General features: G+C 68.1%; 18 protein-coding genes and 1 pseudogene. 12 read left to right on the top strand and 7 right to left on the bottom strand.

The genetic code is table 11. The features are described from left to right. Positions 1-25 precede the first annotated feature (25 nt). Positions 26-544 (bottom strand): DinB family protein, encoded by a 519-nt coding sequence (locus MRBLMD1_RS12915; RefSeq protein WP_364400170.1) that lies wholly within the window; start codon positions 542-544, stop codon positions 26-28. Positions 545-613: 69 nt separating this feature from the next. On the opposite strand from MRBLMD1_RS12915, the pseudogene MRBLMD1_RS12910 reads away from it, so the two are divergent. Continuing rightward, positions 614-793: pseudogene (locus MRBLMD1_RS12910) on the top strand (ATP-binding cassette domain-containing protein); the annotation flags it as partial. 147 nt (positions 794-940) lie between these two features. Here the strand turns inward: MRBLMD1_RS12910 and MRBLMD1_RS12905 are convergent. Beyond that, positions 941-3,463 carry a DNA gyrase/topoisomerase IV subunit A gene (locus MRBLMD1_RS12905; protein ID WP_364400168.1) on the bottom strand — a complete coding sequence of 841 codons (2,523 nt, stop codon included), beginning with the start codon at positions 3,461-3,463 and terminating at the stop codon, positions 941-943. A gap of 76 nt (positions 3,464-3,539) precedes the next feature. On the opposite strand from MRBLMD1_RS12905, the gene MRBLMD1_RS12900 reads away from it, so the two are divergent. From MRBLMD1_RS12900 to MRBLMD1_RS12880, 5 genes are all read left to right on the top strand, one after another. Continuing rightward, the gene (locus tag MRBLMD1_RS12900; RefSeq protein ID WP_364400165.1) at positions 3,540-6,224 is read left to right on the top strand and encodes a GNAT family N-acetyltransferase; all 2,685 of its coding nucleotides are present in this window, start codon (positions 3,540-3,542) and stop codon (positions 6,222-6,224) included. A gap of 41 nt (positions 6,225-6,265) precedes the next feature. Further along, complete coding sequence (locus MRBLMD1_RS12895) at positions 6,266-7,009, top strand: DUF5998 family protein (protein WP_159632184.1); 744 nt, start codon at positions 6,266-6,268, stop codon at positions 7,007-7,009. Beyond that, the gene (locus MRBLMD1_RS12890) at positions 7,009-8,235 is read left to right on the top strand and encodes an alkaline phosphatase family protein (protein WP_364400162.1); all 1,227 of its coding nucleotides are present in this window, start codon (positions 7,009-7,011) and stop codon (positions 8,233-8,235) included. The genes MRBLMD1_RS12895 and MRBLMD1_RS12890 overlap by 1 nt, the downstream gene beginning before the upstream one ends. Beyond that, positions 8,228-8,968, top strand: coding sequence for a thymidine kinase (locus MRBLMD1_RS12885; RefSeq protein WP_224025707.1), 741 nt, complete (start codon positions 8,228-8,230; stop codon positions 8,966-8,968). Before MRBLMD1_RS12890 ends, MRBLMD1_RS12885 begins: the two co-directional genes overlap by 8 nt. Positions 8,969-9,077: 109 nt before the next feature. After that, positions 9,078-10,562 carry an HNH endonuclease signature motif containing protein gene (locus tag MRBLMD1_RS12880; RefSeq protein WP_364400159.1) on the top strand — a complete coding sequence of 495 codons (1,485 nt, stop codon included), beginning with the start codon at positions 9,078-9,080 and terminating at the stop codon, positions 10,560-10,562. Between the two features lie 44 nt (positions 10,563-10,606). Here MRBLMD1_RS12880 and MRBLMD1_RS12875 read toward each other — a convergent pair whose 3' ends face one another. The 3 genes from MRBLMD1_RS12875 to MRBLMD1_RS12865 form a co-directional block, all read right to left on the bottom strand. Then, on the bottom strand, positions 10,607-11,194 hold the full coding sequence (locus MRBLMD1_RS12875; protein ID WP_364400157.1) for a dihydrofolate reductase family protein: 588 nt from the start codon (positions 11,192-11,194) through the stop codon (positions 10,607-10,609). A 124-nt stretch (positions 11,195-11,318) separates the two neighbouring features. Beyond that, positions 11,319-12,650, bottom strand: coding sequence for a septation protein SepH (gene sepH, locus MRBLMD1_RS12870; RefSeq protein ID WP_364400154.1), 1,332 nt, complete (start codon positions 12,648-12,650; stop codon positions 11,319-11,321). Positions 12,651-12,779: 129 nt separating this feature from the next. Continuing rightward, on the bottom strand, positions 12,780-13,268 hold the full coding sequence (locus MRBLMD1_RS12865) for a DUF3093 domain-containing protein (RefSeq protein ID WP_159632178.1): 489 nt from the start codon (positions 13,266-13,268) through the stop codon (positions 12,780-12,782). A 116-nt stretch (positions 13,269-13,384) separates the two neighbouring features. On the opposite strand from MRBLMD1_RS12865, the gene dut reads away from it, so the two are divergent. From dut to MRBLMD1_RS12845, 4 genes are all read left to right on the top strand, one after another. Continuing rightward, positions 13,385-13,903, top strand: coding sequence for a dUTP diphosphatase (gene dut, locus MRBLMD1_RS12860; protein ID WP_364400151.1), 519 nt, complete (start codon positions 13,385-13,387; stop codon positions 13,901-13,903). Between the two features lie 107 nt (positions 13,904-14,010). Beyond that, entirely contained in the window at positions 14,011-14,724 is a 714-nt protein-coding gene (locus MRBLMD1_RS12855) for a DUF3710 domain-containing protein (protein WP_224025713.1), read from the top strand. 100 nt (positions 14,725-14,824) lie between these two features. Beyond that, the gene (locus tag MRBLMD1_RS12850; protein WP_307489592.1) at positions 14,825-15,076 is read left to right on the top strand and encodes a hypothetical protein; all 252 of its coding nucleotides are present in this window, start codon (positions 14,825-14,827) and stop codon (positions 15,074-15,076) included. Beyond that, positions 15,073-15,846 (top strand): DUF3159 domain-containing protein, encoded by a 774-nt coding sequence (locus tag MRBLMD1_RS12845; protein ID WP_364400147.1) that lies wholly within the window; start codon positions 15,073-15,075, stop codon positions 15,844-15,846. Before MRBLMD1_RS12850 ends, MRBLMD1_RS12845 begins: the two co-directional genes overlap by 4 nt. Before the next feature lie 24 nt (positions 15,847-15,870). On the opposite strand, the gene MRBLMD1_RS12840 is transcribed toward MRBLMD1_RS12845, so the two are convergent. Together MRBLMD1_RS12840 and MRBLMD1_RS12835 are read right to left on the bottom strand one after the other, a co-directional pair. Then, positions 15,871-16,629, bottom strand: coding sequence for a potassium channel family protein (locus tag MRBLMD1_RS12840; RefSeq protein ID WP_364400144.1), 759 nt, complete (start codon positions 16,627-16,629; stop codon positions 15,871-15,873). Then, entirely contained in the window at positions 16,626-17,300 is a 675-nt protein-coding gene (locus MRBLMD1_RS12835) for a potassium channel family protein (protein WP_159632173.1), read from the bottom strand. Before MRBLMD1_RS12835 ends, MRBLMD1_RS12840 begins: the two co-directional genes overlap by 4 nt. 118 nt (positions 17,301-17,418) lie before the next feature. On the opposite strand from MRBLMD1_RS12835, the gene MRBLMD1_RS12830 reads away from it, so the two are divergent. Together MRBLMD1_RS12830 and MRBLMD1_RS12825 are read left to right on the top strand one after the other, a co-directional pair. After that, the gene (locus MRBLMD1_RS12830) at positions 17,419-19,395 is read left to right on the top strand and encodes an APC family permease (RefSeq protein WP_307489585.1); all 1,977 of its coding nucleotides are present in this window, start codon (positions 17,419-17,421) and stop codon (positions 19,393-19,395) included. Positions 19,396-19,436: 41 nt separating this feature from the next. After that, entirely contained in the window at positions 19,437-20,798 is a 1,362-nt protein-coding gene (locus MRBLMD1_RS12825) for a class I SAM-dependent RNA methyltransferase (RefSeq protein WP_364400443.1), read from the top strand. Positions 20,799-20,903 lie beyond the last annotated feature (105 nt).

The raw sequence follows: 20,903 nt of genomic DNA, 5'->3' as shown, positions 1-20,903 counted from the left end.
TTCGGGGGCCGGCGGACCCCGGACGTCAGCCGTCGACGTCGTGCAGGTGATGGACCACGTCGTGCAGGAAATACTGTGAAGGCGTCAGGACGGTGAACTCCGAGCCGTTGCTGCGCAGGCCCTTGCGGCCCCAGTCCTCTTCCGGGACGCCGGCGAAGGACTCGGCGGCCTCGTGACCTTCCGCCGCCAGTTCCGGGCCCACCTCGGATGGATCGGCGTTGGCGTAGTCCTTCTCAAGGGCTGTCCGGTCCTGGTCCCAGTCCGCGAAGCGGGCGCCATCCTCGGCGAGCATCAGGTTCAGGCGCTGGTTGAAAAGGGTGAAGACGTCCCGCACATGGCACGCGTACTCCAGCGCCGACCACGTCTGCCCGTCGGGGCGCTCCGCCGCGTCCGGCCGGCGGAGGACGGCCAGCCACCGGGGGATCATGCTTTCGATGCTTCCGGGAACCGTGGCAGGGGTGGCCGTGGAGGCATGGAAATTGCATTCCGGGCAGGGCCGTGACAGGACCCAGGTCCAGTCCTTTTCATCAGGAACGATAGGCATGGGAGCAGTCTAAGCCGTGCGGGCCAAAAGACTCTGGGCCGGGTGCAGTGGCCCGGCCAGCGTGGCCGCATGAGCCCGGAAGCGCGCCTGGGCGCGCAGAGTATGGTGCAGCTGTCCGGCCTGACGAAGCGGTGCGGCCGGAACACAGCGCTCGACGACGTGACCCTCACCATTGGACCGGGCGAGGTGTTCGGATACCTGGGCCCCAACGGGGCAGGCAAGACCACCACCATCCGGCTCCTGATGGGGATGCTGGGACAGTGTGCTGGTGGCCGCGGGCACCATTGCGGTGCTGGTGGCGCTCGCCGTCGCCGGGTTCAGGCGCAGGGACGTAGCCGGCTGAGCCGGAGGTGGCCGCAGCCCTGCTTCGCCACGGGCCCTGCTCCGCGACGGGCCCTACTCCGCGGCGTCCCCTGCTGCGCCGCCGTCCATCCATGCCATGGCCGGCCCCACCACGTCCACGGCCTGGGAGAGCGGGACGCCCGAGCCGTCACGGCGGCCGTGTTCCTGCGGCAGTGACCGGGCCACTCCGCCGGCGGAGGACGCCTTGGCCGGCCCGTGGCCCGCCCAGGCCAGCAGGAGCATGTCCTCGCCCTTGAGGAACCGGTGCGACCGGACCCCGGCAGTGGCACGCCCCTTGGCCGGATATTCGGAGAATGCGGTGACCTTGGCCGTGCCCGGGGCGGTGCCTGGGAGGGCGCCGTTGGTCCCGGCGATGGTGACTACGACGGCGGCCTCGTCCTGGGGCTGTACGGCACCAAAGAAGATCACCTGGTCGCCCGCGGCGAGTTTGATCCCGGCCATGCCGCTGGCGGTTCGGCCCTGGGGACGGACCACGGCTGCGGGGAACTTCAGCAGCTGTGCTTCCCGGGTGAGGAACACCAGTTCGGTGTCATCGGCCCCGGCCGGAGCGACTCCCACCACCACGTCCTTGTCCTTCAGGGCGATGACTTCCCAGTCTTCCCGGTTCAGCGGGTAGTCCGGCTGGACCCGCTTCACCACGCCCTGCGCGGTGCCGATGGCCAGGACTTCATCCAGCCGCACGAACGCCACCAGGGTTTCACCCTTCACCAGGGTCAGGAACTCCTTGGCCGGCACGCCGCCGGCCAGGTTGGGCAGGCCGGCCACGGGCGGCAGGACCGGCATGTCCATGACCTGCAGCCTGAGCATCCGGCCCTGCGAGGTGACCGCCGCGATTTCGCCGCGGGCCGACGTCTTGACCACCGAGGTGTACACGTCGTGCCTGCTCCGGGGCCCTGCCTCGGCCAGCGGTTCCTGGGTGCTGGTGCGTGCCACCTGACCGGAGGCGGTGAGGATGGCCCAGCAGGGGTCGTCAGCGATCTCCAGGGACAGCGGCGCAGCCTTGCCCTTCTTCGCCCCGGCAAGCTCGGCAGCGGCGACGGTGGGGGACACGGCCTCGGACTCCAGGAGGACCGTCCGGCGCGGGGTGCCGTGTTCCTCGGCAATCGCGCCCAGTTCGTCGGAGACCACGGTGCGGAGCAGTTCCTCGGAGTCCAGGATGGCCTGCAGTTCCGCGATCTCGCGGCGCAGCTCGTCCTGCTCCTTCTCCAGCTCGATCCGGGAGTACTTGGTGAGCTGCCGCAGGCGCAGTTCGAGGATGTAGTTGGCCTGGACCTCGGTGAGGTCGTAGATGGACATCAGCCGCTCACGGGCCGCCGCGGCCTCGTCCGAGGACCGGATGATCTGGATGACCTCATCGATGTCCACGATGGCGATCAGGAGGCCCTCCACCAGGTGCAGGCGGTCCTTCTTCTTGCCCAGGCGGTAGACGGTCCGGCGGCGGACCACGTTGATCCGGTGGTTGACGTAGACGGACAGCAGGTCCACCAGGCCCAGCGTCTGCGGCTGGCCGTCCACCAGCGTCACGTTGTTGATGCCGAAGGAGTCCTCCATCGGCGTGTAGCGGTAGAGCTGCTGCAGGACCGCGTTCGGGTTGAAGCCGTTCTTCAGCTCGATGACCAGCCGCAGCCCGTGCTTCCGGTCCGTCAGGTCCACGATGTCGCTGATGCCGGTCAGCTTCTTGGCGTTGACGGCATCCTTGATCTTCTCGATCACCTTTTCCGGGCCCACCATGTACGGCAGTTCGGTGACCACCAGGCCGGTGCGGCGTGCGGAGAGCTGTTCGACCTCCACCTTGGCGCGGGTCTTGAAGGATCCGCGGCCGGTGGCGTACGCGTCGCGGATGCCGTCCAGGCCCACGATCCGGCCGCCGCTGGGCAGGTCCGGGCCCGGGACGAACCGCATGAGGTCATCCAGGGTGGCGTCGGGGTTGGCGATCAGGTGCCGGGCGGCGGAGATGACCTCCACCAGGTTGTGCGGGGCCATGTTGGTGGCCATGCCGACGGCGATGCCGGTGGCGCCGTTGACCAGCAGGTTGGGGAAGGCGGCGGGCAGGACGTCCGGCTGGGTCAGCTGGTTGTCGTAGTTGGGGACGAAGTCCACCACGTCTTCGTCCAGGTGGTTGGTGAGCGTGAGGGCGGCCGCCGCCAGCCTGGCCTCGGTGTACCGCGGTGCTGCCGGGCCGTCGTCGAGCGAGCCGAAGTTGCCGTGCCCGTCGATCAGCGGCAGGCGCAGCGAAAAGTCCTGCGCCATGCGGACCATGGCGTCGTAGATGGCGGCGTCGCCGTGCGGGTGCAGCTTGCCCATGACCTCGCCCACCACGCGGGCGCTCTTGACGTGGCCGCGGTCAGGGCGCAGGCCCATGTCGCTCATCATGTACAGGATGCGGCGCTGTACCGGCTTGAGCCCGTCGCGCGCATCCGGCAGGGCCCGGGAGTAGATCACCGAGTACGCGTACTCCAGGAAGGAGCCCTGCATTTCGGACGTCACGTCGATATCGACGATGTTTTCCGTGTAGCTGTCGTCCACGATGGGTTTTGAACTTTGCCGGCGGGCCATGGGGTTTGGTGGATCCTTCTGCGGTTACTGCGCAGCCATAGGGTGTGCTGCGATAGTTTTTGGCTAGGCTAAGCCTATGGTGGATCAGCCCGGGGACGGCGAATATCCGGAACATTGGGAAGCCGATGTCGTCCTGCGGGACGGCGGGACAGCGCATCTGCGGCCCATCCACCCGTCGGACGCGGACGCCGTCCAGGCCTTCCATACCGGGCAGTCGCAGAATTCAATCTACATGCGCTTCTTTGCGTTCAAGGCCAGGCTGTCCGCCAAGGAGCTCAAGCGGTTCACCGAGGTGGACTACAAGGACCGGGTGGCGTTCGTCATCACCATTGGCGGCGAAATCATCGGCATCGGCCGGTATGACCGGCTGACCGATCCCACCGAGGCGGAGGTCGCCTTCAACATCGCCGACGCCCACCAGGGGAGGGGCATCGGGTCCATCCTGCTGGAGCACCTGGCCGCCGCGGCGCACGAAAACGGCATCCGGAAGTTCACCGCCGAGGTCCTGCCGGAGAACCGCAAGATGCTGATGGTCTTCTCCGACGCCGGCTACGACGTCAAGCGGCATTTCGACGACGGCGTCGTCAGCCTTGAGTTCAACGTCGACCCCACCGAAAAATCCCGTGCCGTGATGGAATCCCGCGAGCACCGCGCGGAGGCGAGGAGCGTCCGGGAGCTGCTGGCGCCGTCGTCCGTTGCCGTCATCGGGGCCAGCCGCCGGTGGGGGACCGTGGGGTACCAGCTGCTGGAGCACATCATCGAGGGCGGTTTCCACGGCCCGGTCTACGCCATCAACCCGGAGGCGCTGGAACTGGCGGGCATGATGTCCTACGGCAAGCTATCCGAAGTTCCCCAGCCCGTGCAGCTGGCCATCATCGCCGTGCCCTACGAGGAAGTTGCCGGCGTGGTGGAAGAGTGCGCGGCCGCGGGCGTCAAAGGCGTGGTGATCGCCTCCGCAGGCTTCGCGGACGACGGCGAACGCGGGCTCCAGCGGCAGCGCGCCCTGGTGCGGCAGGCCAGGGCGAACGGGATGCGGGTGATCGGGCCGGCGTCGCTGGGCATCGCCAACACCCACCCCGACGTCTCACTGAACGCCTCCATGGCGCCCACCATGCCGCTGCGCGGCAGCCTGGGCCTGTTCAGCCAGTCGGCGGCCATCGGCGTCTCGCTGTATGCCGCCTCCAGCCGGCGCCGGCTGGGGCTGTCCAGCCTGCTCTCGGCGGGCAACCGGGCGGACGTTTCGGGCAACGACATGATGCAGTACTGGGAGGACGACGCCGACACCTCCGCCGTGGGCCTGTACCTCGAATCGATCGGCAACCCGCGCAAGTTCTCCCGCATCGCACGACGGCTGGCACGCACCAAGCCGGTCATCGTGGCCAAATCCGACACCATGGGGCTGCGCCTGCCACCAGGCCATGCCGTCCGCACCACGCAGGCGCCGGCTGGAGCGCTGGATGCCATGCTGCGCCAGTCCGGCGTGATCCGGGTGGAGACCGTTGAACAGCTGGTGGACGTGGCACAGGTCGTGTCGGGAAGGCCGCTCCCGGCCGGGCCCGACGTCGCCATCTTCAGCAACTCCCAGGCGCTGGGCAACGTGGTGGCGGACAGCGCTGCGGCGCACGGGCTGGGAGTGGCGCAGGTGGTTTCCGGGCTCGACCTGGACGCCGGCCAATCGGTGGCCCTGCCCCTGCTCCGGAAGGCCCTCCTTGATGCCCTTGCCTCGGACGCCGTCCATGCCGCCGTCGCCGCACTCCTGCCTGCCCGCGGGCTGACGGTCGACGCAGTGGCCCAGGTCCTCGCGGAATGCTCCGCAACCGCAGGGAAACCGGTGGTGGCAGCCTTCACCGGAATCCTGGACCCTGCCATCAACGTGGAGGGCCTGCTGGGAACCGGGGGCTGCACCGTCCCCTGCTTCTCAAACCCCGGGGCCGCGGTGGCCGCCCTCGCCGCGGTGGTCCGGTACGCGGAATGGGCCGCCCGCGACCAGGGGCACTTCGTGGAGCCCGCCGGCTGCGACCCGCGGCAGGCCGCGGCTGAGATCGATGAACTGCTGCGGGAAGTCACGGGCGAACAGCTCAAACAGCTGGACCCGGCGGCAACCGCCTCCCTGCTGGGGCACTACGGTATTTCCGTCCTGCCCTCGGCGCCGTTTACCACTCCGGATGAGGCGGTCGCCGCCGCCGACTCACTGGGCTGGCCGGTGGTTCTGAAGACCACCGAACCTGCCCTCCGCCACCGGTTGGACCTCGGCGGCGTGCGGCTTGGCATCGAGGACGCCGAATCGCTGCGCCTGAATGTGCTGCAGATGCGGCGTGCGCTCGCTGCCTACGGAGATCCGGCCCTCGAAGTCCAGGCCATGGCTCCCGTGGGACAGGCGTGCACGTTCCGGGCCATCGAGGACCCCCTGCTGGGCCCGGTCATCTCGTTCGGCCTCGCCGGTGACGCCGTCAACCTCCTGGACGACTGGTCCCACCGGGTTCCGCCGCTCTCCGCGGCGGACGTCCACGACTTCATCCGGGCGCCCAGGGCGTCCCGGAAGCTCTTCGGCTACCAGGGCCTGCCGGCCGTGGACGTGCAGGCGCTGGAGGACCTCGCGGGCAGGCTGGCATGGATGAAGGACAACCATCCGGAGATCGCGCTGGTGGAATTCAACCCTGTCCTGTGCGGCACCTCCGGGGCCACCATCCTCGCCGCGGACGTGCGGATCGGCAACGCCGCGCAGCGCACGGACAGCGCCCGCCGGGCCATGCTGGGCTGAGGCGGTTAGCAAGTGACCGGCCGATCTGTGAAAATGGGGGCATGAGCTTCCAGCCTCCCGCGTCGGCGCCCGAAACGCCCGGAAACGAAAACCAGGCAGTCCGCCAGCACAGCTCACACAACCACGGAGTCCAGGGCCAGAGCCTGGAGGACGCGCTGCAGAAGGCCGGGTTCTACCCCCGCCTGGTGTCCGATGTTGTCGATGACGCACTGGATGGCCGGGACTGCGTGGCGCACCTGGTGCACCTGGAAACGCACTTCGACCGGGCAGAAGTGCGCCGCCACATCACCGTCCTGGTCCTCACCGCGGACATGCTGGTCATCACCCATGTGGACGACCAGCAGCTGGATGAGGCGGGGGAGCAGATCGTCGCCCAGATCTCCACGGAGTCCGTTCCCGTGTCCCAGATCAGGTCGGTGGTCCTCAGCTACATGTACGCGCAGCCGCAGAACTACAAGCCTTCCGACCCGGTCCGGGAACTGACCCTGTCCATCGCATGGTCCGGCGGCCAGCGGCTGGACATGGGGCCGGCCAGCTGCGGCGATCCGCAGTGCGAAGCGGACCACGGCTACACCGGAACCATCGCGCAGGAGGACATCGTGCTCCGGATCAGCGCGGAAGCTGACGGGCTGCAGGCCGTGCAGGACGCCAAACTGTTTGCCCGGGCCCTGCGCGCCGTCAACACCGGTTCCGCCGCCCCCGTATCCCACGCCCAGTCCATGGCGCCGCGGCCGCGCTCCGGAGTGTTCGGCAACCGGCTCAGCCGCGGGCACCAGCAGCGCTGATGCCGGAAGACCGCCACCACGCCGCACAAGCCTCCGGACGCACCCCCGACCTTCCGCCTGCTCCCGCCTACGGGCATCGTTCCATCGCTGAAGTGCTGACCAGTGCAGCCGCAAGCCTTGGGGTGGAAGGTTTTGCCAATACCCTCGGATTCCCTGCTGCCTCACGGGTCTGCGTGGTCCTCGCGGACGGACTGGGCCGTAACCTCCTCAAGCAGAAATCCGCCCACACCCCGTTCCTGCGCTCTGTGCTTCAAGCCGGGCAGGGCGACGTCCCGGTGTGGCTGGACTCCGCCTTCCCTTCCACCACCGCTGCTGCCCTGTCCAGCTTTGGGACCGGGCTTCCTGCCGGCCAGCACGGCATGGTGGGCTACGACGTCCTGGACCCTGACCAGGACAAGGTGGTCAACCTGCTGGGGAACTGGGATCCGGGCGTAGACCCGTCGGCCTGGCAGCCGTTCCCTACCGTGTTCGAACGGATCGCCGGACAGGTGGACGTCAGCACCGTCAGCCTCTCCCAGTTCGACGGCTCGCCCATGACCCGGGCCGCACTCCGGGGCGGCAGGTTCATTCCGGGGACAACCGCCCATGCCCGGACCGCCGCCGCGGCCGAAGCCATGGCAGCACCAGGCCCGTCCCTCATGTATTTCTACGTCAACGACCTGGACAAGGCCGGCCACCGCTACGGCTGCCGCTCCGAGCAGTGGGAACACCAGCTGGAAGAGCTCGATGCCACCGTCAAGCGGCTCAACTCCACCCTTCCCGCCGGCACCACCATCCTGCTCACGGCAGACCACGGGATGCTGGACGTGGCCGAACCGCAGCGGATCGATTTCTCCACGGACCCCGCCCTGGTGGAGGGCGTCCGGCACACGGCAGGTGAACCACGGATGGTCCACCTGTACCTTGAAGAAACGCCTCTGTCGGACGGCGGCGCGGAGCGGCTGCTGGCGGCCTGGAAGGCGCGGTTCGGCGACCGGATCTGGGGTTTCACGCGCGGTGAAGCCGTAGCCGGGGGCCTTTTCGGCAAGGATGTCCGGCCCGCTGTTGAAGGCAGGATCGGTGACGTCATGATCGCGGCGCGGGACGCCGTCGCGCTTTACGATGGCCGGCGCATGCGGCCGACTGCCATGGAGGTGGTGGGCCAGCACGGCTCGCTGACCAAGGCTGAGCGGGAGGTCCCGCTGCTCTGCTTCACGGCCGAAGGAAGGAACCGCCGGCGTGGCTGAGCTCATCTTTTTCTCCGGCACCATGGACTGCGGAAAGTCCACCCTGGCCCTGCAGATGGACTACAACCACCGGGCCCGCGGCCGCGGCGGTGTCCGGTTCAGCCGCAACGACCGCGCCGGTGAGTCCCGGATCTCCAGCCGCCTGGGTCTGGAGACGGACGCCGTGGAGGTGCTGGACAGCACCGACTTCTGGGAGGAAGTCATGATCCGCCGCACCCAGGGGCAGCGTGTGGACTACCTGATCTGCGACGAAGCACAGTTCTACACGCCCGAACAGGTGGAGCAGCTGGCCAAAGTGGTGGACGAGATCGACGTCGACGTCTTCGCGTTCGGCATCACCGCTGATTTCCGCACCAGGCTGTTCCCTGGCTCGCAGCGCCTGATCGAGCTCGCCGACCGGGTGCAGGTGCTCCAGGTGGAGGCGCTGTGCTGGTGCGGCCGCCGCGCCACCCACAATGCCAGGACGGTCGACGGCGTCATGGTCACCGAAGGTGCGCAGGTGGTGGTGGGCGACGTGGACATGGTGGTGGAAGCCGCTGCCCCCGAGGCAGGGCATGTTCCGGTGGTGGGGTACGAAACCTTGTGCCGGCGACACTTCATGAGGCGGGTGACGGCTCACGGCGCATCCCTGATGGCACAGCAGGACCAGTTGCTGCCGTTCGACGTCGATGCCTGCCTTTGGCACGGCTCCGGTGGACCCGGCGAGGGCCGGGGGACAGGCCGGCAGGGCTGACGCTTCCGCGCACGCATCCGAACTCCCGCACCGGCACCTCCATTCCGGGAAGCAGAAGCGCTTCCTTGCGGCCCCTCTGTTTGTCAGACCCCTTTGTCGTGATGGGTTTATGGGGAAGGCAGCGGTGGCGAGGGCGTTCGGGGAGATCAAGGCTGCCCTTGCTGTGCTGAATGCTGAGGTGGATGGGGCCGGTGCGGTGCCTTTTTCTGCGGCTGACCCTCTGGGTGGTTTGGCGGATGGTTGCCTGGAGATTCTGGCCGGGTCCCGTGAGGTGGAGGCCGGGATCGCTGCGGTGAAGGCCAAGGCTGCCGTTGGGTATGTGGAGAGCGCCGCTGCTGTTGCGGGGCCGGATGTTCCGGTGCGGGCGCAGGAGATGGCGGTCGCGGCGGAGATCGGGTGTGTGCTGGCCCTGGGTCCGCGGGCTGCGTCGTCGTTCCTGGTCACCTCGCACGCGGTCACGGCGACGTTGCCGCGGACGTTGGAGGCGTTGCAGGCCGGGGTGATCTCCTGGAGCCACGCGGTGGTGATGGCGGACGAAACAGCGTGCCTGGATGGTGCGGGGGCTGCGGCGTTGGAAGCGCATTTCCTTGACCCGGACGCCCCGGACCCGGCGCGGGGGTGCCCGGTGGGGCAGTTGCCGGCGCACCGGTTCAAGGCCAAGGCCCGGACCTGGCGGGAACGCCACCAGGCCGGGTCCATCGAAAAACGCCACGCCAAAGGGGTGGCGGAGCGGCGGGTGGAGTTCCGGCCGGACCAGGACGGGATGGCCTGGCTGTCCGCGTACCTGCCCGCGGACCAGGCCCTGGCCGGGTGGAACCGGCTCACCGCGGCCGCCCGGGGCATGCAGGGACCGGACGAGCCCCGCAGCATGCCCCAACTCCGGGCCGACACCTTCACCGACGCGATCCTCACCAATGGCACCACGAACGACGGCGAAACCCGCGGCAGTTCCAGCAGTAGCGTCACCGAGGGTGAGGGTGCCGTCCGGGACGGTGTGCAGTCGCCGATCCGTGCGCAGGTGCTGGTCACGGTTCCGGTGTTCTCGCTGATGGGCGTGACGGATGAACCGGCGGTGCTGGATGGGTGCGGCCCCATCCCGCCGTCAATGGCCCGGCGGCTCGTCGCTGGCGGTGCTGGCTCGTTCTACCGGGTGCTGGTGGATCCTCGGGACGGGGCACCGTTGGAGATCGGCCGGACAAGCTACCGGGTCACCGGCGCGATGCGGTCCTGGCTGCGGATGCGGGACTGCAAATGCCCGTTCCCGGGCTGCAGCAACAACTCCCTGGACAACGACGCCGACCACATCCTCGCCTGGGCCAACGGCGGCACCACCGGAATCAGCAACCTGGGACAGCCCTGCCCGAAACACCACAAACTCCGCCACACCACCGCCTGGAAACCCACCCCCGCCACGAAAAACGAACCACCCGGCTGGACCTCACCCACCGGCCGGCATTACCTGAGCGAACACCAGGACTGGGAACCTGCCCAATGGCCTCCGGGATGGCCGTCAGGGTTCTTGCCCGAGGCCCGCAACAAGCCTGGAGAACGGAGCCTTCTGGAAGATGCCCTCCTCCAGCACCTTGCCGTGTGATGCGCCCATGTGCGGCGCACGGCCGGGTTGAGCAGCGCTGACTGCTACTGGGCCGTCCGGCGGTAGCGGATGTGCGTGGCCAAGGGAGAGTGGAGTACCTCGACGGGTTCGAAGCCAAATGATTCAATGCCGTCAAAAATCCGTTCACCCGAACCGAGTAAAACCGGAGCGATGTCCAGGGTGAGCTCGTCGATCACGCCGGCGGCCAGCGCTTGGCGGACGGTGGATGCTCCGCCGGCGATATCCACTCCCTTGCCCCCGGCCGCCTCGACCGCCGCCGCGTACGCCGCATCGAAGCCGTCGGTGACAAAGTGGAAGGTTGTCCCGCCCTCCATCTGGATCGGCTCATGCGGGAAATGGGTAAGGACGAACACCGGCGCATGGTACGGCGGCTCGGGGCCCCACCATCCTCTCCAGTCCTCGTCCCAGTCCCCGCGGACGGGACCAAACATGTTCCGGCCCATCACGTAGGCGCCCCGCGGGCGCATCAGCCAATCAGCCGCGATCCCGTTGGCCTCGTTGGCACGGGGATCGCCGATGTGCCAGCCGTGGAGTTCAAGCCCCCGCTTGCCCAGCGGGTTCTCGCGGCTTTGGTCAGGCCCGGCGACGAACCCGTCCAGGGACATTGACATGTGGCAGGTGGTGTCCGGCACAGCGAACCTCCAGGGGTAGGTGCAGCTTCTGACCGATGGTGTGCGGGGAGCCTAGCATGCAGCAGTTGGAGGAACTACCCCTGAAAGTGCCGGGAGAGAGCCTTTAGTCGCTCCGTGTGCCGAAGACGATCTCGTCCCAGGACGGGACGCTGGAACGCTTGGGCCGGGCAGGCCGTTCCGGCGCCTCGGTCTCGGGCAACTGCCCGGTAGAGGGGGATGCATCGTTCTGCTTGGGTGCCGGGCGGCGGGGATTGCTGCCCAGCAGCTCATCCAGCCCGGCGCCGCCGGAGTTACCGGACCCGGCAGCAGGCGCGGAACCGGACGGCTTCTGCGGGGACGCCGCAATGGTGATTTCCCGGGTGTCGGTACTGACGCCGTCGTGAAGCCGCAGGGCGTCATCGTTGCCATCCCGGTGCGGCGGGAGCAGGCTCAGCCGGGACAACATTGACGGCCTTGCATCACGGCGCCGGATGAACGAATCCCCCTGGGCGGCCGGTGCGTCCTGCGGCCCGTCCTGGGATTCGGGGTCCTCCGATTCCGGCTCAGGAGCGGCCTCGGCGGCTACCTCGGAAGGCCGCGGGTGGGCAGCCGGGACGCCATGGGCCAGGAGCAGCGCCAGGGCGTCGTCCGAATCTTCGTCCACACCCAGCCGCTGGCCGCGCCGCGACCGGAGCATGTCCAGAAGGCCGTCGGATTCCTTTGCGGCGTCCTGCGCAGGACCCTGACCCCCAGAGGATGCCTTGGAGGAGTCCGCGTCAGTCTCAAAATCGAAGGGGCGGTCGGAAACCGCCGTGAGGCGGCGCGCGGGAACGGGGCCGTCCAAAGGCTCGAGTTCGCTCAGCTGCTGTGCCCAGCGGTTGGTGTTCTGCAGCGATTTGCGGCCGGGGTTGAAGGTCCACAGCGCGGGCGGCTCTTCCCCGATTCCGGAGGTCCCGCCGGGTTTGGCCTCAAAGCTTGCCGAGACAGTCCAGGTGCCGTCCTGGCGCCGCCACGAGTCCCATTCCACAGTGCCTGGGTCGATGCCGTGGGCCGAAAGCCGGTGCGCCACCATGTCGCCCAGCGTGGCCGGGTTGTCGCCGAACGCGGACCGGTAGACGTCGTGGCCGGGGGAGGGTGCCGCGACTTCAACCTTCCGTGCCTGCTGCGCAACGTACTCGCGCTCCGCCAGCACCGGGCCCTCGTAGCGCTCCACCTTGGCCAGCGGCATCCCGGACAACTCCGCGACGTCGGCAGCGGTTGCACCCGCACGGATCCGGGCCTGGATATCCCTGGGGGACATGGGAACGGCAGGCCGCTCCGTCCTCGGTTTCGCCGTGGACCGGCTGGCCGTCCTGAGGGCCTCATCGATCGGCAGCTGGAACATCTCGCCGCCGGCCCCGCTCAACAGGAGATGCGTCCCGTCGTCGTGCACGCCTACAAGCCGTAGATCCTGCATACAAATCCTCCACCCTGGCATTACTATCAACCGAAACTCTGCCACCCGGCGGTGCGGATTTGGCTCAAGAGGCAGGGCGCGCCGTGATTTTCCGCCGGATCAGGGCCCGGGCGGGGAGTAACGGCAGTGTCAGCGGCGGGCCAGGGCTGCCGTCAGTTGGTCAGGGTGGCGGGTCGAGGCCAGCCAGTAGGGGGTCCGGTCGGCCGGGTCAGTGATTTCGATCTTCACCACCGGATCGATCCAGCCGCGGATGCAAAGGTAGGCCAGCCCGTTCAGCCGGGTGCCGCGCTCCGCCGTCGCTTCGCCGGACGTGAACTGCTGCACACCGCCCACAAAGCGGCGTTCGATGGTGGCCCGTCCAACAGTGAGCGCGTCCGGCGTCACCGTGATGGAAGGCGTGGAAAGGACCAGGAGGACCGTGATGATGGCCAGGAGCACCAGTGCCGCGGTGTAGCCCGCCGCCATGCTGATGGGGGCGAAGACCAGGATGCCGGCCGCGGAGACACCGGCTGCGATAACCCAGATCCAGGCGTTGGGCCACAGCTTCTCCCGGTAAATAACCGGTCCGCCAGTGGAGGGGGTGCTGGGAACGGACGCGGGCGAGCTTGATTCGGGCATAGCCCAAGCTTTCCACCTTTGGCCCGCTATTTCACCTTGAGGCAAGCCTCCCGGCCGGCGCCTTGGCCGCGGGCTCCTTAGGACTGATTCGGGGGCGCGGGTTAGAGTGAGTGACTGTGACTGATCATCCCGCCACGGTAGACCTTGTCCCGGACGCAGCATCACCCGCCCCCGCTGCCCCCACCCTGCAGGTCCAGTTGAAAATGCTGGATCCGGAGCTGGAAGCGCCGTCCTACGCACATCCGGGCGACGCCGGCGCAGACCTCCGTGCCCGCGAGGACGTGGTCCTGCTGCCGGGGGAGCGCAAACTGGTCCCCACCGGCGTCGCCATCGCACTTCCTGATGGGTTCGTGGCGCTGATCCACCCCCGCTCCGGCCTGGCCACCAAGCACGGCCTCACGATCGTCAACGCGCCCGGCACCGTCGATGCGGGCTACCGGGGCGAGATCTCGGTGACCCTGCTGAACACCGACTCATCCCAGCCGATTGAGCTGCGCCGCGGCGATAGAATTGCCCAAATGGTCATCCAGCGGGTGGAGTACGCCCAGTTCATTCCTGTCAGCGAGTTGAGCGGTTCCGTGCGCGGCACGGGCGGCTTTGGCTCCACCGGCGGTTTCAACGTTCCCGGAGCCTGACACCAGGACGCACCCGCTGCCACGCCAGCACGCACGGCGGCGGGACCTCCGCAGTTCCCACCGGCACCATTCAGAACTGGCACATTTTCAGGATTAAGGAGTCACCCATGGTCTTTGGGCTCGGCAGGAAAGCAAAGAATGAAGAGCCGGCGCAGCCGGCCGACGAGCTGACGATCGCGGAGGCCGGAGAAGGCGAACCGGGCACTGCCGCCCGCCGCCAGGACGGCCCCTTCGACGAGTCCGAAATCAGCAGCCGCGACGGCTTTGTTGACCTCGGCGCCCTGCTCATCACACCGAGCGAGGGCCTTCAGCTCCGCCTCGAGGTGGAAGAGGCAACGCAGCGGGTAGTGGCAGTCACCCTGGACCTCAACGGCTCCAGCCTCCAGCTGCAGGCCTTCGCCGCCCCCAAGACAGAGACGCTCTGGGATGAGATCCGCGAACAGATCGGCCAGTCAGTCGGCGCGCAGGGCGGCCAGGTTGAAGAGGTTGAAGGCGCTTTCGGCACCGAACTGGTGGCCAAGCTGCCCGCCGGACTTCCGGACGGCAGCCAGGGCTACCGGGTGGCCCGCTTCATCGGCGTCGACGGCCCCCGCTGGTTCCTGCGCGGCGTCCTGGGTGGACCCGCGGCGCTGGAACGCCCCGCCGCGGAACCGCTCGAGGCCCTGTTCCGGCAGGTGGTGGTGGTCCGCGGGGACAGCCCCATGCCGCCGCGCGATCTTCTGCAGCTCAGGCTGCCCAAGGACGCTTCAGCCACTCCTCCGCCCGCCGCACCCACCCTGGAGGAGCCCGAACGTGGTCCCGAAATTACCCAGATCGGCTGAGTCCCCGCAGGACGGAGCCACGCAGTCAACGCGTGGCGTCACGCCACTGGGCCAACTGCCCGACCGGGGCCGCGTCACGTGCCAGGGGCACATTGACTCCGTGACGTTTGTACCTGCGGACCGGACTGCCGAATTCAGCGCCATCGTTTCGGAGGACGACGCCGCACGTCCGGCCGCTCCGGGACAGGGCCGGCCACCGCGGCTCCGCGTCGTCTGGCTGGGCCGCCGCCGGGTGCCGGGCATCGAAGCAGGTGCGGAAATCCGGGTCGAGGGGATGCTGGCCCGCGGCAAGGACATGCCCACCATATTCAATCCCCGCTACGAGATACTGTCCCGCCAGGAGAACGAATGACCGCGCACCAGCCTGAAAAGCCCACCGGACCTGAGAACCCCGGCAGGAACGGGCAGCAGCAGGGCGGCCCTCAGGCTCCAGGTCCGTCCCCGGTTGCCGGCCTCGCCGCCGAGTACGCTGCAAAGGCCGGACTCCACCGCACCCACGACGGACGCGTGGACGTCCTGCGGAGCGCCGGCGGAGTGCAGGGCATTGCGGAGAGCATCGTTCCCGGCCTTGTCTTCCTGGTGGCCTTCACCATCACCCGCGAGCTCACCCTGTCCCTGGTGGCCGCCCTGGCGTCGGCAGCTGTGTTCACCGTGGTCCGGCTGGTGCAGCGGCGCCCCCTGACCCAGGCGCTGGCGGGAGTGGCCGGCGTCGGCATTTCCGCCTGGCTGGCCAACACCACCGGAAAGGCGGAGGACTTCTACCTTCCCGGCTTCTTCACCAACGGCGCCTACATCCTGGCGATGGTCCTTTCCATTGCCGTCAAGTGGCCCGTGGCGGGCCTCCTCTTCGGTTTCATCCGCAATGAGGGCGTGGAGTGGCGCAAGGAGCCGGCCAGGGTCAAGGCATACCGGCTGGGCACGTGGATCATTGTCGCCGTCCTGGCGCTCCGGCTCATCGTGCAGGTGCCCCTTTACCTCATGGGCACCGACGGCCTCGCCGCACTCGCCACCACCCGCCTCATCATGGGCGCGCCCCTGTACATCCTCGGGATCTGGGTTGCGTGGCTGGTAACCCGGCCTGCTCCGGCCGACGCTGAAGCCGGCGCAGACCGTACGGCCTGACGCCCAGGCTCCGCGGCGGCCGGCCTAGCCGTCGAAGCCGTCGTCGTCCAAAGCATGGCCGTGGCCGCCCGCGGTGGCCGGCTGGCCGTTGCCCGTGGGCTGTTCCCCGGGGTCGATGCTGCCCGGGGCGGAGGAGAGCAGCTCCCGCAGTCCGTCCTCGGCGGCAATGGTGGTGACGAAGAAGAGTTCGTCCCCGCCGTCGATGACGTCGTCCCTGCTGGGCGTAATCGGCGCCTGGTCCCGCAGGATGGCCACCAGGGTGGCGTCCTCCGGCCAGTGGATGTCTCCCACGGTCATGCCGATGACGTGGGAGTCGTGGGGCACGGTGAATTCCACCAGGGACGCCACCCCGGTCTGCAGCGTCAGCAGGCGGACCAGGTCACCGATCTCCACTGCCTCCTCCACGAGGGCGGTCATCAGCTGCGGGGTATTAACGGCCACGTCAACACCCCAGGAGTCATTGAACATCCAGTCATTCTTCGGGTTGTTCACCCGGCCCACGGTGCGGCCAACACCGAACTCGGTCTTCGCCAGCAGGGACACCACCAGGTTCACTTTGTCATCGCCCGTTGCGGAGACCACGACGTCGGCGTCCTCCACCTTGGCGCCCTGCAGCGTGGAGAGCTCGCACGCGTCGCCCACCAGCCAGTGGGCGCCCCGCAGGCCGCTGCGGCCGATCACCTCGGGCTTGAGGTCGATCAGGAGGATCTCGTGCTTATGCGCCAGCAATTCCCTGGCGATGGATGATCCGACGCTGCCGGCGCCGACGATAACGACTTTCACTGATACTCCTTGGCGGGGGCTTTGGCGAGGATCTGGGCGATCTGGGCGCTGCGGTCCACCTGCAGCATGGCGTGCACGGTGTCACCGTCCTGGTACGCCGTTCCGGCGCCAGGCAGCAGGCCCTCGCCAAAGCGGGTGACGTAGGCCACGCGGACATCGGCGGCTTTCTCAATGCTGCTGATCCGGTGCCCGATCCAGCCGGCGTCCAGGTCCAGTTCAGCCAGGACCAGCCGGCCCGAGGGCTCACGGAAATCACCGGCGAGATGTTGTTCGGGAAGGATGCGGCGCAGCACCTGGTCCGCGCTCCAGCGGACGGCGGCCACCGTGGGGATGCCCAGGCGCTGGTAGATTTCGGCGCGACCCGGATCGTAGATCCTGGCGACGACATGCGGAACGTGGAAGGTCTCGCGGGCAACCCGGGTGGCCAGGATGTTTGAGTTGTCACCGCTGGAAACGGCGGCGAAGGCGTAGGCCTCGCCAACTCCTGCCTGCTTGAGGGTCTCGCGGTCAAAGCCCACACCGGTCACCTTCCGGCCAGTGAAGCCCTGGCGGAGCCGGCGGAACGCGCGGTCATCCTGGTCGATGATGGCCACGGAATGACCGGCATCCTCCAGCGTGTGCGCCAGCGTTGCCCCCACCCGGCCACATCCCATGATCACGAAATGCGCCACCGTATCTCCTTTGTATCTAAGTCAGGATCGTGCAGCTAGAACTCTACCGGCATGGCCCTTGTTAGGCCTGGCAGCGGCCCGTCATGACATCGTCCGCGAATCAGACTAGCTTTGTGGGGTGTTGACAATACTGAACGCCGTCAAACGCGTGCTGGTGGGCAGGCCCTTCCGGAATGACCGACTGGCCCACACCCTGCTTCCCAAGAAGATCGCATTGCCGATCTTTGCGTCCGACGCCCTCTCGTCCGTAGCCTACGCACCGGACGAGATCCTGCTCACCCTGGCACTGGCCGGTGTCAGCGCCGTGGCGATCTCGCCATGGGTCGGCCTGGCGGTGATGGTGGTCCTGCTGACCGTGGTGGCCTCCTACCGGCAGAACGTGCACGCGTACCCGTCAGGCGGCGGCGACTACGAGATCGCCAACGAGAACATGGGCAAGTACGCCGGCCTGACGGTGGCGTCTGCCCTCCTGGTGGACTACGTCCTGACCGTCGCCGTGTCGATGTCCTCCGCCGCGGCGTACCTGACCACGGCTGTGCCCTCGCTGCACGGCGAGCAGGCCGTCATCGCCACCATCGGCGTCGTCATCCTGGCCCTGGTGAACCTGCGCGGCATCAAGGAAGCGGGCAGCGTCTTCGCCGTCCCCACCTACATCTTCATGGCGTCCATCCTCGGCATGACCGCGGTGGGCATGTTCCAGGCCGCCACGGGGCAGTTGGGCGAGGCGCCGTCGGCTGCATTCACCATTGTTCCCGCGGAAGGCTTCGACCAGGGCCTGGTGGGCCTGGCAGGCGCCTTCCTGCTGCTGCGGGCCTTCTCATCGGGCGCCGCGGCCTTGACCGGCGTCGAAGCCATCAGCAACGGCGTTCCCAACTTCCGGCACCCCAAGAGCAAGAACGCTGCCACCACCCTGCTGCTCCTGGGCGTGATCGGCGCCGCCATGCTGGCGGGCATCATCTACCTGGCCAACGCCACCAAGGTCCACATTGTGCTGGACCCCGCCAAGGAATTCCTGCTGAACGGCAGCCCGCTGCCTGAGGGCTACATCCAGAACCCGGCCATCAGCCAGATTGCGCAGACGATCTTCGGCGCCGGCAGCATACCCTTCTATATCGTGGTGGCTGCCACCGGCGTCATCCTGGTGTTTGCTTCCAACACCGCCTTCAACGGCTTCCCGGTCCTGGGCTCCATCCTCGCCCAGGACGGCTACCTGCCCCGCCAGCTCCGGACCCGCGGCGACAGGCTTGCGTTCAGCAACGGCGTGCTGGCCCTCGCGGCAGGTGCGCTGATCCTGATCATCTCCTTCGATGCCGACGTCACCAAGCTGATCCAGCTGTACATCGTGGGCGTCTTCATCTCCTTCACGCTCAGCCAGCTCGGCATGATCCGGCACTGGGGGCGCGAGCTGAAACTGGCCAAGGACAAGGCCGTCCGGCGGAAGATGATTAAGTCCCGGACCATCAACAGCATCGGTTTCGGTATGACCGGACTGGTGCTGGTCATCGTCCTCATCACCAAGTTCCAGCAGGGCGCCTGGATTGCCCTGCTGGCCATGTTCATCCTCTTCCTGATCATGTGGAGCATCCGGGCCCACTACGACAACGTCGCCAAGGAACTTGCGGTGGACGAGGACTCCTCACCGCGCGCCCTGCCCACCAGGGTCCACGCCGTCCTGCTGGTCTCCCACGTCCGCAAGCCGGTGCTGCGGGCCCTGGCCTACGCGCGGGCATCCCGCCCCTCCCGGCTGGACGCCATCACCGTGGACATCGACCCGGACGAGACCGCACACACCATCGCGGACTGGGAAAAACTTGAGATCCCGGTGCCGCTGACCGTGCTCGCCAGCCCGTACCGCGAGACCGTCACGCCCATCATGGACTACGTCAAGCAGATGCGCCTGGATTCCCCGCGGGACCTGGTGGTGGTCTACATCCCCGAGTACGTGGTGGGCAAGTGGTGGGAGCAGTTGGTTCACAACCAGACCGCCCTCCGCATCAAGACCCGGCTGCACTTTGAACCGGGAGTCATGGTGGCCAGCGTTCCCTGGCAGCTCAAATCCTCCGAAGAAGCCAAGAACCTCCAGGATGTCCAGTGACCGCCAACCCTTCCGCCGCTTTGCCGGCATCAGATACTTCCCTGCCTGCAGGGGATGAAACCGGCCACACCGGTGAGGAGGCCGTCCTCGACGTCGGTCCGGTGGCCCACGGCGGGCACTGCGTGGCGCGCCATGAGGGCCGCGTGGTCTTTGTCCGGCACGCCATTCCGGGGGAGAAAGTCCGCGTCAGGCTCACCGACGCCGCGGACGGCGCCAAGTTCTGGCGGGCCGATGTCATCGAGGTGCTGGAAGCATCGCCGGACCGGGTGGAACACTTCTGGCACGTGGCCGATTCCCTGCGCGTCTGGGGCCACGGCCACCCGCCGGTGGGCGGGGCCGAGTTCGGGCACATGACCCTGGCCCGGCAGCGCAGCCTGAAAGCGGACGTCGTGGCAGAACAGCTCACCCGGCTGGCCGGCTTCGACCAGGTGCCGTCCGTATGGACCGGCGGGGTCGAACGCGTAGGGGAAGCGGACGACGGCGGCACCGGCCTGGGGTGGCGCACGCGGGCGAGTTTTTCGGTCACCCCGGGCGGCAGGCTCGGGATGCACGCCCACCGCTCCAACCACATCGTTGCGGTGCGGGAGATGCCCCTGGCAAGCGAAGCCATCAACACCCTGCGCCTGTGGGACCTGGACCTGCAGGGCATCGAACGGGTTGAGGTGGCCGCGCCGGCCAACGGTTCCCGGCCCCTGGTGCTCCTGGCCCCCGCGCCGGGCACCAAGGACAAGCGGCTGCGGGCGATCGCCGCGGCCCTGCCGGCGGACGCATCGGTGGCAGCCTTCGATCCGCTGGCCGGAACCGTCACGCAGCTCCGGGGACGCACCTGGGTGCAGGAAACCGCCGCCGGACATGAATACCGGGTGACCGGCGAGGGTTTCTGGCAGATACACCGCGACGCGCCCGGGACCCTTGTGGGGGCTGTCACAGAATTCCTCCGGCAGGGTGACTTCCTGAACCCCGGAGCCGTGGTCGCCGACCTCTACGCGGGCGCCGGGCTCTTCACCGCCGTGCTGGCTGATGCCGTAGGGGAGACGGGGTCCGTCCTCTCGGTTGAAGGGGCGCCGGGGGCAAGCCGGGATGCCCGGAAGAACCTGCACTCCGCACCGCAGGTGGAGGTGGTCCAGGGGCGCGTGGAGCGGGTCCTGCGCCAGAAACCGCGGAACTTCGACGCCCTGGTCCTCGACCCTCCCCGCGCCGGAGCCGGGAAAGCCGTTGTCGGCCAACTCGTCGCGTCGCAGCCCCGGGCCATTGCCTATGTGTCCTGCGATCCGGCGTCGTTCGCGCGTGACCTCGGTTACTTCCGACGCTCCGGGTGGGAGCTCGCCGGGCTGCGGGCCTTCGACCTGTACCCCCACACCCACCACCTCGAGACAGTGGCACTGCTGACTCCGGCTCCATGATGCCGCCACGGTTTTCGACTACGATGGCCGTAGTAGTCCCACGTCGCGCCCGAATTCTCGGCCGGCCGTGTGCAAATTTTCGGGCCCTGGAACTACTTAGGGCTT

The sequence above is a fragment of the Pseudarthrobacter sp. LMD1-1-1.1 genome (genome assembly GCF_040676255.1).
Lineage (GTDB): Bacteria > Actinomycetota > Actinomycetes > Actinomycetales > Micrococcaceae > Arthrobacter.
Note: the sequence above shows the minus strand (reverse complement) of the source record. Positions and strands in the feature narration are given on the sequence as shown.